A 15867-nucleotide genomic window follows, 5' to 3' on the forward strand; every position below is an offset into this window, starting at 1 on the left:
TAGGGCTAAAAAATGGCTTTTGGTGCTTTTGGGGCTTGTTATTTTTTGTGTTTTAAATTTCAGGTAGCAGGGTCAGACCTTTCCCAAAAAAATCCTAACTTTGCGCCTTTTAAGGGTCGCACTATGAAACATATTTTGCTTTTGGGCGCAGGTCGCTCCTCATATTCACTGATTCAGTATCTTTTAGCGCACGCGCCAGCGGCGGATTGGCACATTCGCATTGGCGACCAAGACCCTGCTTTGGCGGCGGAAAAAATAGGCACACAGGCGCGGGCGCAGGCATTTGCCTTTCGCGTAGAAGACCTTGCCCAATGCAGGCAAGAGGTAGAAAAGGCAGACCTTGTGATTTCGCTCCTGCCTGCCGCGCTGCATTTGGAAGTTGCCAAGACCTGTGTTGCTTTGGGCAAACACCTGATTACGGCTTCTTACGTGTCCGAAGGCATGCGGGCTTTGCACCAAGCGGCACTTCAAAAAAACGTCCTGCTCCTCAATGAAATGGGTTTAGACCCTGGAATTGACCACCTTTCTGCTATGGCTATCTTAGACCATTTGCGCCAAAAAGGGGCAGAAATTACCGCCTTCCGCTCCTCGGCAGGAGGGTTGGTTGCGCCACAATCCGATACAAACCCTTGGGGCTACAAATTTACGTGGAATCCGCGCAACGTCGTTTTGGCAGGACAGGGAACGGTCAAATATATCCAAAACCGACAGCTCAAATTTACGCCCTACCATCGCCTCTTCGAATCTTCACAACCCATTGAAATACAAGGCGTTGAAGGCAATTTTGAAGTCTATCCGAATCGCGACTCACTTTCCTACCGCAGCGTTTATCAGCTCGAAAACGTGCCTACTATGTTGCGTGGCACTATCCGACGAAGCGGATACGGAAAGGCTTGGCAAGCCCTCGTAACTTTGGGCATGACTGATGATAGTTATACCCTTGAAGTGCCACAAAATTTTACCTATCGCGACTTTACTAATTCTTTCCTCGCTTATGATACCCAAAAAACGTTGGAAGAAAAGATTTGCGATTTGCTCCAAATTACGCCCCAAGATGCCGTCTTTCAGAAACTCGAATGGTTGGGACTTTTCGAAAACAAAGCCCTCTTGATTCCCCATGCCGAAGGCAATCTTTTTTCACCTGCTCAAATCTTACAAGCACTTTTAGAAACAAAGTGGAAACTCGAAGCCGCCGACAAAGATATGATAGTGATGCAGCACCAAATCAAATATCTTTTGGAAGGAAAGGCATACGAACTAACCTCCGATTTAGTGGTTTTGGGCAAAAACCAGCAAGATACGGCAATGGCACAAACGGTAGGACTGCCTTTGGGAATTGCGGCTAAGTTGGTCTTGGAAGGCAAAATTCCGCTGCGTGGGGTCTGCGTGCCTGTGCAAAAGGAAATCTACGCGCCTACTTTGGCAGCCTTAGCCGAATTTGGTATCGCTTTTTCCGAACAAATAAAAGAAATTGCGACAGAAGCAGTGTATTCCTAAAAAATAAATGCCGCCAGAAGGCTTATTTTGTGGTCAGAAAGTACGCGCCCTTTCAAGCAAAGTAGGGACAAGGTCTGAAAATAGAAGTGGCTTTGTCCCTACCCAAGTGCGTACTTTTTTGTAAGTGGAATGGGATTCTCAAAAAATAATGCTCCTTTTGGCTTTGTAAATAGTTTGACTATGGCAAGAAAAAAATTGATTCGTTTTGGAGAAAATCTCACGCGCTCCAACGTCTTTGAGCCTGAAAAAGAGGGTTATACCGAACTTATTGGCACTTGGCGTGAAAAGGTTTTCCAAAATACAAATCCCTTGATTTTAGAATTAGCCTGTGGCTATGGCGAATATAGCGTCGGTTTGGCGGCACAAAAGCCCGACCAAAACTTTATCGGCATCGACATCAAAGGCGAGCGGCTTTGGAAAGGCTCTACTGATGCTTTAACCTTGGGGCTTTCGAATGTTGCCTTTTTGCGCACCCAAATTCACCATTTGGAGCGTTTTTTCCTACCCAACGAGGTAAGCGAAATTTGGCTCATTCACCCCGACCCCCGTCCGCGCAATCGCGACATCAGAAGGCGACTAACGGCAGAACGGTTTTTGAGTATGTACCAAAAAATCCTCAAACCCGAAGGCGGTTTTCGTTTGAAAACAGATAGCGATTTGCTTTTTGAATTTACTTTGGAAACATTAAAAAAATATCCCATCAAAAACTTAGAATATACGTGGGATTTATACCAATCGCCCCTTTTAGAAGAACATTACGGTATCACAACCCGTTATGAACGCAGAGCGCAGGGCGAGGGGCTGACCATTAAATTCCTCAAATGCAATTTTGAAAAATAGCCTTCAACCACAAAAAGACAAACCCAAGGCGCAGCGAAAGCTCATTTTCGCCTCTTTCCTTACATCAGGCGCGTTTTTAGTTTTTATTTTTGGACAACATTTTGAGTCTTTTAAACATCAAAGGTTTTCTTTTGTACTTAATAACTAAAAATATGAAAAGGTTGGCTCTGCTTTCATTACAGATACTATTTTGGGTAGGATTCTTTGGGCTTTCTCCGCTTGCGGCGCAAGTGGAAGAAGACCCCACCTCGTTTTATTGGCAGGGGTTGTCGCATTTGGAAAAAAAGGAATATTTGCAGGCGATACGCCATTTCACGACTGCCATCAGCCTCAATAATGCCTATGCAGAGGCGTACTACCAGCGTGCGATTGCCAAAAACGCCCTCAATAAAGAGTTGGGCTATTTGAGCATCGAGCATTGCCACGACCTTATCAAGGCGATGAATGGCGGCAAGCCCGAAGCCGCCGAAATGCTTTTGGAACACGTAGCCGCCGAATGTTTTAGCCTGCAAGCGGCGAAGATGCAGCCCAAAATTGTCTTCTGTGCCGATTTTTCTACCCATGGGCTAACCGAAATTCCTGCTAATATTACAGACTTTCCTTTTATTGTGCAATTAAATTTAGCCGAAAACGAACTCACGACCCTCGACTCTGCCCTTGCAAGGCTCGAAAATGTGTTGGTCTTAGATTTGAATAATAATCGTTTGAACGAACTTTCTGCCAATTTTAGCCAACTTTCGCATTTGCAGTTTCTAAATTTAAGCGATAACAACCTCAAAGAATTGAATAGCGATTTTGGCAATCTCAAAAATTTGCGCGTGTTACAAATCAAAAACAACTACCTTTCCGAACTGCCACTCTCTTTTGAGAAGTTGGAAAATCTCGAAAATTTAGACATTTCTTACAACCAACTAAGCCAAGTGCCTGCCGTCCTGCTTCGCCTACAAAACCTGCGCGAACTGCACATAGAGGGCAATGCTATTCCAAAAGAGGAGATAGAAAAAATTAGAACTGCCCTGCCCAAAACAGAAATCTTTTTCTAAACGCCCTGCACAGGTAGCTGCGGCTCTACCATCACCACTTCTTCGCGCTCCACCAAAACAGCACCCACTTCCGCGCCTTTGGGCTTTCGCACAAACTTTTTAGGCGTAACGATAACAGGGACAAGGGTATCGGTCTTGCTCTTCGAATAATAAGCCGCAATTTGCGCCGCCACCGTTATCGCGCTTTTGGGAAAGGGCTTGCCTGCCCTATATTTGAGAATGACGTGCGAGCCTGCTACGCCACGCGCATGAAACCAAAGGTCTTCTTTGTAGGCAAAACGTTGGGTAAGTAAATCGTTATTTTTGGCATTTTTGCCTACCCAAATTTGAAAACCCTCACTTTCAAATTGTTTGAAGGGAAGGGCATCTTCCTGACTGTCAGCCCCTTGTTCTACCTTAATTTGATGCGTTTTGAGATATTGGCGCAAATTTTTAAGGCTTGTAATGGCATCGAGGGCGTTGAGGTGCTTCTGAATTTTAACGGCTTCTTTTTCTTTTTGGGCGATATTTTCTTCTAATTTCTTAATTTCTATTTTCTGATTTTTGGCTTTTCTATAAAAATTTTCTGCATTTTTTTGGGGACTTATTTGCGCTTTGAGTGGAATGACGATATTTTGGTTTTGGTAAAAATCAAAAAGCGTAACTTCTTTTTCATAACCTTGTATCAAATGCAGGTTTGCCATCAGGATATGTCCGATTTCTTCATAACGCGATTTGCTTTGGATTTGGTCTAATTTTTCGTAGTTTTTCTCGATGTAGTTTTGGGTCTGGCGTAGCTTTTTTTCCAAACTCTTTAAGGCTTTTTGTTTTTCTTTTTGTAGATAAAAAGTTTTAGAAAATTCACTATAAAAGCGATTTGCTGCCTCTATGGGGTCTTGGGTTTGGTATAAAATGTTTTCTTTTTCGAAAAAGGAAAGCGAAATTTGTCCTTGCTTTTCGAGGAGATAAAAAGTAGGGCGTTTTAGATAAAAGAAAAAATCTTGTAAAATTTCCCAACTTTCGGCACTGGTTTCGTCGCTTTTCAAGCCCAATTCTTTGAGCAATTCTTTACCCAAAGTAGGAAAACTTGCGCCTACGCCTTGTTTTTGAAATGCCTCCCAAGTGGTTTCCCTTTTTTTGTGCAACGCCGTTTTTTCGATGTCCCAGTCTTGGGAGCGGCTTTTGATAAAAAGGTCTATTACGGTTTCGCCTTCGAAGAGCAATAAGTTGGGACTGGCACTAAAAAATTTACAAACTAAAGTTTTGTTATTATTTTCACTATCTTTTAAATCAATACCCAAAGCGCGTTCATTTTCGAAAACATAGACCCTTTCAACTTCTAAGCCTATCATATCGGGAAAAAGGTCGATGCTATTGCGCTTGGCGCGTGCAAAATCGGTAGGGAAACTAAGCGTTGTCAGTTCGGGCAGCAGCGAAAAACGCAGCCAAAAATCGCGCTTTTCGCGCTCCGAACTAAATCCAATTAAAAGCTCATCTTTATTTTGTGAAAAAGCCGTTTGTATTTCAAACCCAACCAAAGAATGATTTAGCGATTGGGCAAGGGCGGTAAGAAAATAGTAGTTGTGGTGCATTTTTAAAAGTGATTCTACTTGTTTTTTTAAAGTTCAACTAATTGTTTTTTTTTGTTCTAAAAGAAGGTGCAGGCGTTCTAACTCCTTTTCTAAAAAGGCGATTTTTTCTTGTAAGAACTGATTTTCCTGCTCTTTAAGTTTCAGTTTGCGCTCTAAAAGGCAAACGGTGCTAATTTCTTTTTCTTGCTTTTCCGATAGCGGCGGCATTTCTTTATCTAAGAAGCCTCTAAACAAAAGTGATTCTGGTAGAAAATCCTGCACAGAAACTTCTAAGGTTTGCGCAATGCGTATGATTTGCTCAAATTCCAAACTGCTTTCGTCGCGCTCGATGCGCGAATAGGTAGCAGGGGAAACCCCTAAAAGTTCAGCCATTTCTACCTGCCTGAGCTTGCGCTCTTGGCGAAAAGTTAAAAGACGTTGTCCAACTCGCATTTTCATTCTCAAAAAAAGATTGTGTGTTTTCAAAAATTGATTTGGCAGTATGATAATATAATCATTCTTTTGTAACCAACAATCGCATCTAAAAAGGAGAATGCTTTATCTTTTCTTGGTACGCGAGGATAAGAGCTTTTCCAATTTTTACATGTCCGACCAAACAGCCTTTTCTTTTAAAGAGAAGGTTGTTTTTTTTGTCCGCTCAAACTGTAGCGCGAAGCTCCAGCTTCGCGCTTCTAACTTGTTTGCGCTTGAATTGCCTCAAATTTGGCAGGCAATGAAATTAGACTTGCCCCCTTTTTTATTTGAACCGTACAACTGTAGCGCGAAGTTCCAGCTTCGCGCTGTGTTCAAAACGCCTTGTAGAGGCACATTCATTTTTCCAAATAAAAAACCCAAGTACAACCTAAAATATTGCACTTGGGAAAGAAAAAAGACTTTTACAGACAATAGACAAGTGCCTTTTAAGCGGTCTTTAAAGGCTTTTTAATAGCGATAATAAGAGGGCTTAAAGGGTCCTTCGGGCGTAACGCCGATATAAGCGGCTTGGTCTTCGGTGAGAACGTCCAACTCGATGCCTAATTTTTTGAGGTGCAAAGCGGCTACTTTTTCGTCTAAGTGCATAGGAAGCGTATAGACGTTGTTTTCGTAGTTTGCGCCATTTGTCCAAAGCTCGATTTGTGCCAAGACTTGGTTGGTGAAAGAATTAGACATGACAAAAGAAGGGTGTCCTGTGCCGCAGCCCAAATTGACCAAACGACCTTCGGCAAGAACGATAACTTGCTTGCCGCCTTCGAGGGTGTAGATATCTACCTGTGGTTTGATTTGAACTTTGTGCTTGCCGTAGTTTTTGTTGAGCCACGCCATGTCGAGTTCGTTGTCGAAGTGTCCGATATTACACACGATGGCTTTGTCCTTGATAGCCAAGAAGTGTTCGCCTTTGATGATGTCCTTATTGCCTGTTGCCGTAACGACGATGTCGGCTACCTGAATGGCTTTTGCCATAGGCATGACCTGAAAACCGTCCATAGCGGCTTGTAAGGCACAGATAGGGTCAATTTCGGTAACGATAACACGCGCACCTGCACCACGCAAGGAGGCGGCAGAGCCTTTGCCTACGTCGCCGTATCCTGCTACTACTGCCACTTTGCCCGCCATCATGATGTCGGTAGCGCGGCGAATGGCATCTACACAAGATTCTTTACAGCCGTACTTGTTATCAAATTTCGACTTCGTAACCGAGTCATTGACATTGATAGCAGGCATCGGCAAAGTGCCTTTCTTGACACGCTCATACAAGCGATGTACGCCCGTAGTGGTTTCTTCCGAAATGCCTTTGACGTGTGCAGCAAGTTCGGGGTATCTATCTAAAACGACATTGGTAAGGTCGCCGCCGTCATCGAGAATCATATTCAACGGCTCACGCCCTTCGCCAAAAAATAACGTCTGCTCGATGCACCACTCATATTCTTCTTCGGTCATGCCCTTCCACGCAAAGACGGGTACGCCTGTGGCAGCAATCGCAGCAGCGGCATGGTCTTGTGTAGAAAAAATATTGCACGACGACCACTGTACGTCCGCACCTAAGGCTACTAAGGTTTCTATCAATACGGCGGTCTGGATAGTCATGTGCAAACAGCCCGCTATGCGCGCTCCTTTCAAAGGCTTGCTTGCGCCATACTCTTCGCGCAACGCCATCAAGCCCGGCATCTCTGCCTCTGCTAATTCCATTTCACGTCTGCCCCATTCTGCAAGGGTAATGTCTTTTACTTTATACGGAAGTCTTGTCTCGACCATAATATGCGTATGATGAAAATATGAAAAGATAAAACCAAGCCATAGAAGCGCACTTCTATTGCTTTGCACAAAGTTACGAAAAAAATAGCAAACCAAGCCGCTACTGCCCATAAATATTTGAAAAACAGACCATAGCAGATAAACATAGAGTCGTTTTGAAAACCCTAAGGGTCTCCAAGACCCTTAGGGTTTGAATTTCACAAATGCAAATGTAGGGACAAGGCATGCCTTGTCCGCAGGGCGGAATTGAAAAACTTTATTGTTTCATTCGCGCATAGTTCGGACAACGCGGTGCGTTGTCCCTACGAAAATGCAAATGTAGGGACAAGGCAAATAACTCATTTTTGTTTGGAAGTTTAAGAAATATTTGGTAGGTTTGCCCTGCAAATAGCTTGTTTGCAGTCTTTTTTTCAAGTAAGAGAAAGACTTTTAATTGTATAACTTTTGTAAAAAATAAAATAACTATTATGTTTTCTAAACATGTTTCACAACTGACATACGATGACATTGAAGATTTAGTTTCTGTTCGAAAAGAACGAGAAGGCTATCACTTAGATTTTAAGGGCGAGTTTGGTAATCCTGACAAAGCAAAAAAAGAACTTTCAAAGGATTTTACCGCCTTTGCAAATTCGGGAGGTGGCTTTTTAGTTATTGGGGTTGATAAAAATTACAATATAATAGGAGTTGATAAAAAAGTTAATAATAAAGACATTGATGAGTGGATAAATCAAATTATTAGTACAAATATAGAACCGCCAATTTTTTATTTTGACCCCAAAACTATTGAAATACCTAATAGCGATAAAATTATTGTCGTTATTTATATTCCTGAAAGTACAAAAAAGCCACATATTACAACCGAACATAATAATTATTTCATTAGATTGAATGATAGCTCAAAACCTGCAAACCATAACCAAATCAGAGATATGTTTGAATTTTCAAAAAATAGAACGGACGAGTTTAATGCTTTCCTCAAAAAAAGAAATCTTGAAGATGAAGATGATGCAAGTTTTGGGTTAAATAGAAATTCTAAAAGTTTATTTTCCACAGTAGTTAACGAAACAAATTTTCCAAAACCTCTCGTACTTTTTTCTTTAATTCCAAAATTTCCTAAGGAAGAAAAAATTAACTTATCTGTTTCTGAACTTAGGGATTGGCTTAAGCGAAATGCAACTGGTTACTATCCAGACCCTTCAAAGTCATTATACCAATCTTCTTATTTTTATGATTTAAAACTTGATGGGATTTTATTAAAAAATATATTAGTTTACGAACGTGAAATAAATTCTTATTTTGAAATTTTGAATAATGGTTTTGTTGAAGCAGGATTATCAAATTCAATAATTTATCCATATAAAAATAAACAAACAAATAATGATGAAGTTGCAATTCATTTGACAGATATTATTACGTATGAGATGCTTTTATTAGGATTTTCAAAAAAGTTCTACGAGTTGATAAAATATTATGATGACGTACTGCTTCAAATTAGTTTTGTAAATATGTTAAATTTAAAACCTTATGGATTTCATTATAATTATGATAATTTTCGAACAAGAGAGTTAGATTCTCTTTATAATAAACAACATAATAATTTTAAGCTAAATTTTAGATTTAATCCAAAAACACTCACTGAAAACGATATTTTAACAATAGCCAAAAATCATTCAGAAAAAATTGGTAGAGTGTTTGGGCTTGAATACGACCGTTGTTTTGTTGATGACAAATTGAGTCCAGTGCGAGGTAGTCTTATTTGAAACGTAGTTTTACCTAAAAAACAGCAATAGCGTTTTAAAACGTGGCTTTCAAAAAACCTCGCCGACGGTTCAAAGTCCGTATAAATCGCGCACACGCGCTTCTATTTCGGCATCTCTTTGGTTTATTTTTTGTTTGAGGTCGGCAACTTGGGCAATAGACTGCTCAAAATAGCTTTCCCATTCGGCTTTTTGCGAAAGCGAAAGCGATACTTTTTGTTTGGCAAGGGCTGCCAAAAAGTCTTTGTAGGAAAGGGAAGCCCAATCCGACAAGGCACGCGAAAGGCTTTCTAAGCCAAATTCTCGACGCAGGTTGCCCAAAAAGCCATTTTGTAGTTGCGACAATAAACCATAATCCGACAACATGCCATCACACAAAGACTCGAAAAGCGGCAAGTCCGAAGCGGAAGGTTCGGGAATCGGGATATTTTCAAAAACAACTTTGCGCAATTCTCTTGTGCCGCCCTGCAATTCGGGGCAGTTTTCACGTATCCATTCCTTCGCAAAATTTGAATTAAAATAAACTAAAAAATATTTTAAACTAACGTCATTGTTTGATGTTAAGATAAAGCCCTTGTCATTGATGTAATAACCTTTCGTATCATACACAAAAGGCAGGTAGAGCGTCATGTTTGGGTAAATAATCTTTGGTTTTTCAAAATCTTGGTAATATCCAATTTGGTCTTGTGTTTCAAACCATTTATTAGAAGTTTTCTTACGTGTTTTTTGTAAAATTCCGTTTTCGTCTTTGTAAGATTCGCCTGTTTGGTGCAATTTTTCACCAAAACTTTCTAAATAATTTTTGATAGCAGGATATTGTTCTATGTCCAAATTGAGGGCGGGAAAAGTAGCGATCAAATACAAATCTGCAAATTCGGGTACATACCGCTGCACATCTCTGCCTCTCAAAATGGGTTTGAGTAGCTCTGCCGACTTGGGGTCTTGTCGGATAAGCTCGTCGCGCTTTGCCTTGTCGATGATAAAAGCCTCATTGTAGCCTGTCTTGATGCCATAATTGATTTGTACGTCCCAATCTTTGAGCGGCTTTCCAGCGGCTTCAATTTTTCGCTTTCTTTCCAGCGTTTTGGGGTTTGCCAGCGTCCAGATGTCGTTTGGTTGTGGTAGGAAGTTTATTTTTTGATTTTGATAAATTGTAAAATCGGAAAAATCTTTTTCCTTTGTTAGGTCTAAGGCAGTAAAAGGTTTGGGATTTTTATCTTCTTCTAATATGCAATTTGTTTTTTCAAAAATCAGAATATTAGAATCTACGGTCGCACTTTCAAAAATTCCTGCCCCCAAATCTACGAGCAGCAGGGGCTGCGTCTGCCTACGCACATATTCGCGCAAGGATTTTCCATAGCCTGCCCGAAGCCATTTATTAGAGGTGATATAGCCCAAAAGTCCGCCATTTTTTAAAATAAGATTGCCTTTTTCATAGAAAAGACAGTACAAATCGCCTGTTTTTTCATAGGTCTGATAGCCCGCCTTTTCCAAACTTAGCGAAAGTTCGCGCTGCGATTGTAGCTGCACATACGGCGGATTTCCAATAACGACATCAAAACCGCCCTTTGCAAAGACCTGCGCAAATTCCTTTTCCCACTCAAAACCGAGCAGCGAATTTCCACATTTTATGTTTTGGTTTAAATCATTTAGTTTTCTATTCGGTCTTGCCGTTCTTAGCCAAAGTGAAAGTTTGGCAATTTCTACACTTTCTTCATTGATATCAACGCCAAAGAGGTTTCGCTCCAAAATGCTGCGTTCTACATCAGAAAGCACCAGCGCGTCGCCCAAAAGTTTGGCTTGTAGTTCGTCTATATAATAATGTTCTTCAATCAAAAAATTAAGTGCTTCATTTAGAAAAGCCCCACTACCGCAGGCAGGGTCTATGATGGTAATTTCTAAAAGCCAACTTCTATACTTTTTTAATAGTTCTAAAAGTGCTAATTTTTCTTTCTGATGTCGTTTTTTGTCGGCTACAAAATCTTCTTCTTTTAGCCCTAAATCGTTTTTCTTTTCGTTACAAAGTTTGCCTACTGTTTCGGCTATGATGTACTGCGTAATAAATTTGGGGGTATAAAAGATGCCGTCTTTTTTGCGCTTGGTTTGCTTTTTTTCGGTATTCTCCCCTGCAAAACGCGCCTTTACTTCCTCCCATTCGTGCAGGGAATTTTCAAAGATATGCCCCAAAATATTGACATCTACTTCACTTGCAAAATCATATTCAGATAAAAGCAAGGTATGATGGTACAAAATTTCATCATCAATTTGGACATTATCCAATACCTCGTCGGGCTTGAAAAGTCCGCCATTGTAGGGGAAAATGTGCAGTTCGTCGTTTTGCAGTCCTTCGTTTAGAAACTGAAAATAGTGGCGATAGTGCGTATATAAAGGCAGGTAGTAGTTCCAATTTTTCATGCGCTTCCATTGCGCCAGAATTTCGGAAATGGAATGTGGTTGTAAAAGTTGTCTATCTTCGGCAAAAAAGATAAATAAAAACCTATCTAAAAGTTTTTGCGACTTTTTGAAAAGTAGCAGCGGCTCATAGTTAGGATTTTTAGCGACAAGGTTCTCAAAAAGTTGTTCTTTAAAAGTAGAATAATCTTGATATAATTTTTTTGTAATGACATCTTCCTGATTTTGGGACTCTTCTTTAATTCGTTTGGGCAGGTGGTCTTTCAAATTTGGATAAGCCAAAAGCAGGTATAGCACCTGAAACTCTTTTTCGGAGAGCTTGAAAAGGTTAAATTCTATATGCTCAATGGCATTTTCTACATACAATCTTATCTTTTCAAAATTCGAAGTCAGGACGTAGGTGCATTTGGGTTGGTTGTTTTTGTATCCAAAAGCCTGCGTTTCAATTTTGCCCAAATCGGTCGTTTGAGTGCCTTTTAGCTCTATGACCGCCGCCACGTAGGGGTCTTTTTTGGGGTCTTGTGCGTCTTTGAGTAGGATTGCGCCGTCTGCTTTTTTGCTATCTTTTACATTTTTGAGTTCGGTAGTGAGGTTAAAATCGGGGTTTGGGTTCTTGGTATATCCCAAAACTTTCACGAAAAGGTCTATTAAAAATTCACCTTGATACTGTTCTTCCTTACTATTTCGGATATTTTCCTGCACTTTGGGGTTGTGGAAATGGGCTTTAAAATTGCGCCAAGCGGTCTGGACGCGCTCCTTTTGGGCGGCATCTTTTTCTTGCGCCTGCAAATATTTCTGCAAAATGGTGGTTTGGAAGAGCATGGTTTTGGTTTATTTTTAAGTAACTTTTACCCAAAAGTGATGCAATTTGAGTGCGGTATTGTCTATGCGGGTGTGACGGGAAAGGTGTTTATCGTTTTGGTTAAGGTATTTTGGGGTAAGGCACTCTTCCACACACCAACCTGCCTCTAAAATCCATTCATTTATTTTATCAAACCAATGTTCAAATGTTTCTTTTTTGATGTAGGCAATTATGGCGTTTTGTTCCAAAAGGTTGTTTTTGTCATCTAAACCATGCTTATTATCTTTAAACCTTTGTATTGCGCCTCCTTTTCCATAGACATATTCATATTCTTTCCTATCGCCTTTTGGAGTAGGTAAGATTTTGGCTTCAATTACAAAAATCAAAAGACTCCCTTTGTATACGCCTATATCAACAGTATAACTTCCTTTTTGAGCAACTTCTCTTTGGAAACTGTATTTAGACCTGCACTTCGCCTGCATAAAAACAGAGAAAGCCTGTGTGTGTTGATTTTCATTTTTTTTAAGTTTTAAAATATCGATAAACTCCTGTGAGTTAGGAAAATTATGTAGTTCTTTTTCTATAAATTCTATCAACCTCTTGATAGTTGTTTTTCTATCATATTTGTGTTGTGGATTAGGTTTATTCATAACTCGCTTATTGTTTAGTAACCAATTTCGAAATAGTCAGTAAAAGTATCATCTGCATCTCTCAATGCAATAGAATTGAACCAGTAGCGCATTGTATTGGGTTTGATTAACCATACAAAATCATATTCTTCATTACTGCCATAATATCGCAGCACACGAACAAAGATAGCACTGGAATTTTCTTCTGTATTAAAAACAAGGTTTTGCAAATGCTGCAAATCCGTTTTTCTAACTTCAAATATACTATTATTTTGAATTTCACCAAAAATAAACTGATAGGCAACAAAACTATCAGTTTCATAAACATTACCTATTTGCCAAGCCCTATTTTCTTCGGCGTGGTCGTGTTCCTCATTCATGGTATTGCAAAAAATCTCCCCAAATTCTTCGAGTTGGGCTTGGGTTACTTTTGTATAAAGTTTTTTTGCATCACCATTTACAGATTTGCCTAAATGCCTATAATATTCCAAAACATCATTTTGAATGATTTTTTCGGTTTCGGAAAGTTGTAAATATTCTTCATTTTCGGGGAAAGGAAGTATTAATAAGTCTTCTTTACTAAAAGTGTTTTCTTTGTTAATTAAAGTTTCTGCACTTATAGCTAATAAGATTAAATGATACAGAGATTTAAAATTATATTTAAGGTTAAAGTATATTTTTTGTAAGTCTTCACGATATATTTTAGGTGCATGAAGTCCTACTATTCTATCTTTAAATCTTATAGCACTATCTAAAAATGCAATAGGAATATTTTTTTTCCCAATCAAACATTTAATAATTAACAAAGGTGGTTCAAATAACAGAGGCTTTCGAGGCTCAGAGCATTTATCTTCTGTTTCAATTCTTGTTTTAAAAGTACCATCTTCTAAGAAAGTTTCAGTAATAATAGATTCTTTCATATAGATATGAGGGGCATCATACTTTTTTTTACTTTTACCTACAATATACCCAATATTAAAAATCCATTCATTGTCAGTTGTGCTTCTTTGTTTGATGAAACTATCCAAATTTTCCAACAAACTCAACCGATAAATCAAATGAAACAAACTTCCTCCGCCCAATAAATTGGTTTTCCAAATAAATTGTTTGGTTTCGTCTGTTGCCCAATCCCAACGCACAAAATGACGGTCGTAATGGTCTATCTGAAAAGCAATTTTCTTTTCGGTAGTTTCAATTCTGTGAATAATCGTGTGTTCAATGGGCTTTTGTTCAGATTTTTTGTTTTCTGAAATAATGGCACAAACAGGAACTTCTGCGTTTCCGAATAATATTCTTCGTAAATGTGTAAAATCAAAAATTTTATGAACTGTAAAATCTGTAAAAATATCTTTGCGATATTCTTGTGCATTTTTGTTATATAACAGTACATTTGAAGGTATAATCAAACAAGTTTTTTTACCCAAAGCCATTGCGCCCTCAAAAAACAAAAGAGCAAATTTGTTACCTTCCTTATTGTAATGTTTTAAATTTAGTTTTGTTACTTGCTGCTCAGTGAGTTTAATATTTGCATTAGCTGTCTGATTTTCCTTATTAAATGGAGGATTCCCCACTACCAAATCAAAATCTTTGCTTACGGTACTTGCCCACTCAAAAAAGTTTTGGGTTTGGATATTTTCTCGCAAATCATTGAACTTCAAACCATTCCAAATTTCTTTGGGCGTAAGTTTGTTCAAAAGCGTAGTTGTCAAACTAAAAATAGTAATCAAGGTAGCCGTTGGTTCAATATCCACCCCAAAAATATTTTTTTCCAATAAAGTTTGGCAGACTTCTTTGTCAGGAAACTGTAATTTTTCTTTTGTGGAATGTTGTATAGTCCACCAATCCAATAATCTTTTGTAAGCCGCTACCAAAAAAGCACCTGAACCGCAACTTGGGTCAAGAATTTTAAACTCATTATTTGGGGATAAAGCAGGTTTATCTAATGGCATTATTTCGTCAATCAAAAAATTGACTAAGAAAGGAGGCGTATAAACTACGCCTTTTTGTTTGGGCAAGAAATTTTCGTAAATCGAACTAATCAGCTCAACAGGTAAATGATTAAAATTATACTGTTCCCAAATAAAAAATTGTTTCGTTTTAATATCAAGTTTTGCACGTAAAAATTGAGCTAATAAACCGATAGTATTGCTATTTAGGATTTCTGTTTTTTCATCATCCAAAATAGTAAATATTTGTCCATTAAATTCTTTTGCCAAATTATATAAAATGGAAAAGAAGCTATCTAAGTCCTTTTCTAAGGCTTCTTCTAAGTTATTAACGTCTAAATCTCTATAAATAGCTTTTAAAGTATGTTTTCCGTCGTCGTCTTGTATGCCTTCCAAAAATTTGATAAGCACGCAAATAATAATCAGTCTATCGGTAGTTTTTTGATTTACAATTTTAATCGTTTTACGAGTTTCTAATAAATAGTCTAACAACTGATGAAAAGGCGTATTTTCTTCTTTTAAACGATTTTTATAAAATAATTTGGCTTTTTCACTTCCAAAATCCTCCTGCTCCCAAAACATTCCTTTCCCAAAAATGTGGGCAGAAAAACGTTGGTCGTTGAAATTTTCTAAGGCATCAGCCCAAAGTTTTAAGCCATCAAGACTTAAAGCATTATCTTTTATTTCGGCAGGACGGCGAGCATTGATAATTTTGAGTTCAGTTTTGCCCACAATCATATATACCTCAACTTCGCCTGCACTCCAAATTTTGGCGTGAAGTTCAGTGGCTTTTGTGCCATTTAAGTTCAATAATTCCTCATCATCAAAAATATAGACGCTTGGTTTCGAGTTTTTATATTCCCCATCTAAATCATAAAATCTTCTAAATAAAATTGCTTTAGCACCTAATTTTTTAGCAACAGTGGCTACTTGCAATCGCTCGGCATCATAGCGCACCGCTTCGAAGCTATCGCAAAGGACAAGCCCATTTTCTTCCTTAAAATCAATCTTTTCGAGATACCTAAGAGCCTTTTCCATCTTTCTGTGCGCTTTTTTAACACTACCAAAATAAAGGCAAATAACGGCAAAAAAAAATATATTTGCAAGAGAAAAGAGCAAATTCTGCACTTTCTAATTA

Annotated in this window: 10 protein-coding genes; 4 read left to right on the forward strand and 6 right to left on the reverse strand. The window is 38.8% G+C overall.

The window, feature by feature from the left end:
- The first annotated feature begins 123 nt into the window (after positions 1–123).
- The 3 genes from G500_RS0119105 to G500_RS25325 all read left to right on the forward strand — a co-directional run bounded on the left by G500_RS0119105 (position 124) and on the right by G500_RS25325 (position 3380).
- Positions 124–1497 carry a saccharopine dehydrogenase C-terminal domain-containing protein gene (locus G500_RS0119105; RefSeq protein WP_027003701.1) on the forward strand — a complete coding sequence of 458 codons (1374 nt, stop codon included), beginning with the start codon at positions 124–126 and terminating at the stop codon, positions 1495–1497.
- A gap of 180 nt (positions 1498–1677) precedes the next feature.
- Positions 1678–2337 (forward strand): tRNA (guanosine(46)-N7)-methyltransferase TrmB, encoded by a 660-nt coding sequence (gene trmB, locus G500_RS0119115; protein WP_027003702.1) that lies wholly within the window; start codon positions 1678–1680, stop codon positions 2335–2337.
- Positions 2338–2489: 152 nt separating this feature from the next.
- Positions 2490–3380, forward strand: a complete 891-nt coding sequence (locus G500_RS25325) for a leucine-rich repeat domain-containing protein (RefSeq protein ID WP_051203910.1) — start codon at positions 2490–2492, stop codon at positions 3378–3380.
- Here the strand turns inward: G500_RS25325 and G500_RS0119130 are convergent.
- From G500_RS0119130 to ahcY, 3 genes are all read right to left on the reverse strand, one after another.
- On the reverse strand, positions 3377–4951 hold the full coding sequence (locus G500_RS0119130) for an NFACT RNA binding domain-containing protein (protein ID WP_027003703.1): 1575 nt from the start codon (positions 4949–4951) through the stop codon (positions 3377–3379). The genes G500_RS25325 and G500_RS0119130 overlap by 4 nt on opposite strands.
- 33 nt (positions 4952–4984) lie before the next feature.
- On the reverse strand, positions 4985–5389 hold the full coding sequence (locus tag G500_RS0119135; protein ID WP_154657232.1) for a helix-turn-helix domain-containing protein: 405 nt from the start codon (positions 5387–5389) through the stop codon (positions 4985–4987).
- A gap of 483 nt (positions 5390–5872) precedes the next feature.
- On the reverse strand, positions 5873–7183 hold the full coding sequence (gene ahcY, locus G500_RS0119145) for an adenosylhomocysteinase (RefSeq protein ID WP_027003706.1): 1311 nt from the start codon (positions 7181–7183) through the stop codon (positions 5873–5875).
- Positions 7184–7650: 467 nt separating this feature from the next.
- Between ahcY and G500_RS0119155 the strand changes: the two genes are divergently transcribed.
- On the forward strand, positions 7651–8943 hold the full coding sequence (locus G500_RS0119155) for an AlbA family DNA-binding domain-containing protein (RefSeq protein WP_027003707.1): 1293 nt from the start codon (positions 7651–7653) through the stop codon (positions 8941–8943).
- Between the two features lie 69 nt (positions 8944–9012).
- Here the strand turns inward: G500_RS0119155 and G500_RS0119160 are convergent, their stop codons facing one another.
- The 3 genes from G500_RS0119160 to G500_RS0119170 are packed head-to-tail and all read right to left on the reverse strand — an operon-like array spanning position 9013 to position 15857.
- Positions 9013–12174: an Eco57I restriction-modification methylase domain-containing protein gene (locus G500_RS0119160; RefSeq protein WP_027003708.1), complete on the reverse strand. Its 3162-nt coding sequence runs from the start codon at positions 12172–12174 to the stop codon at positions 9013–9015.
- Positions 12175–12189: 15 nt separating this feature from the next.
- Positions 12190–12804, reverse strand: a complete 615-nt coding sequence (locus G500_RS0119165; protein WP_027003709.1) for a hypothetical protein — start codon at positions 12802–12804, stop codon at positions 12190–12192.
- A 14-nt stretch (positions 12805–12818) separates the two neighbouring features.
- Positions 12819–15857 (reverse strand): HsdM family class I SAM-dependent methyltransferase, encoded by a 3039-nt coding sequence (locus G500_RS0119170; protein ID WP_027003710.1) that lies wholly within the window; start codon positions 15855–15857, stop codon positions 12819–12821.
- Between the last annotated feature and the right edge of the window lie 10 nt (positions 15858–15867).

The sequence above is a fragment of the Hugenholtzia roseola DSM 9546 genome, from assembly GCF_000422585.1.
Classification (GTDB): domain Bacteria; phylum Bacteroidota; class Bacteroidia; order Cytophagales; family Bernardetiaceae; genus Hugenholtzia; species Hugenholtzia roseola.